At 64.2% G+C, this 997-nt stretch carries 1 pseudogene; it reads right to left on the minus strand.

Annotation, left to right across the window (positions count from 1 at the left end):
• Positions 1–369 precede the first annotated feature (369 nt).
• Positions 370–997: pseudogene (locus FFK22_RS41900) on the minus strand (sulfatase-like hydrolase/transferase); the annotation flags it as partial.

Here is a 997-nt window from a genome sequence, read left to right on the forward strand (position 1 = left end):
GCATCCGGCCGTAACGGATCGGCACCAATTCGGGAACCCGGTTCGCATCGGATGCCCTCAGAACGGCGATCGGATCTTTTCGGCCCGGGAATGGACGCCAGGCGGCATGCGCCAGGCGCGGCACCTTCTCTCGCAGGGCCTTGCCGGCGGCCATGCGCTCCGTCGGCGACACCCATGGTCGCCCGGCCGATGGTGGGGCACCTCCTGCAGTCATTCGGTGCATTTGACGGCGTGTCGCCATCGGGTTCCTCCCACAGCCAAGTTCCGCATGGGCTGGAAAGCTGAAAGGCAGGCTTGGTCGGATCTCTCGTTGCGGAAGGAAGAGGATGGGCAGCCCGCAGGAGCTGCCCATCGTGTCGGTTCTGCTGTCTAGTTGCCGGGTTTGTTCTTGATTGCCGCCTCGATCTGCTTCTTCACGGCATCCAGATTGAACGACGCCGGGTCCTGCATCGGCGGATAGTCGATCGCCGTGAGGGCCAGTTTTGCGACCGTCTCCTGGACGGTGACGAAGCGCCAGAACTCGCGGGCATAGAAGTCATTCATGTAGCCCCCGCCGAGATCGTTGAGGCTCTGGCTGCCGAGCGACGGCGTCCGCTCGAACGGATCCTGGCGGATGTTGACCATCGTCGGCATGTCCGTCGTGACCTTCGCTCCAGGCCAACCTCCTGGCTGCTGGTAGAACTGATACTTGAAGTCATCGATGCGAAGCGCGCCCAGGTGAGGGCCGCCGAAGTAGAAGAATTCATGGCGCGCGGACGGCCCCGTGCCCAGCAGCAGGTCCAGCTGGTTGTAGCCGTCCAGGTGGTTCTTGTAGGTCCGGTCACCCAGCTGCACGCCCTTCAGGAGCTGGTCGGTGATGTCGGGATTGCCGGCCGCCGCCAGGAGAGTGGGGAACCAATCCAGGGCGGAGAAGATGCCGTTCTCGACCGTGCCCGGCTTGACCTTGCCCGGCCAGCGGATGATCGCCGGGGCGCGGAAGCCGCCTTCAAACACGGTG

The organism is Mycobacterium sp. KBS0706 (genome assembly GCF_005938675.2).
In the GTDB taxonomy this organism is placed as follows: domain Bacteria; phylum Pseudomonadota; class Alphaproteobacteria; order DSM-16000; family Inquilinaceae; genus Inquilinus.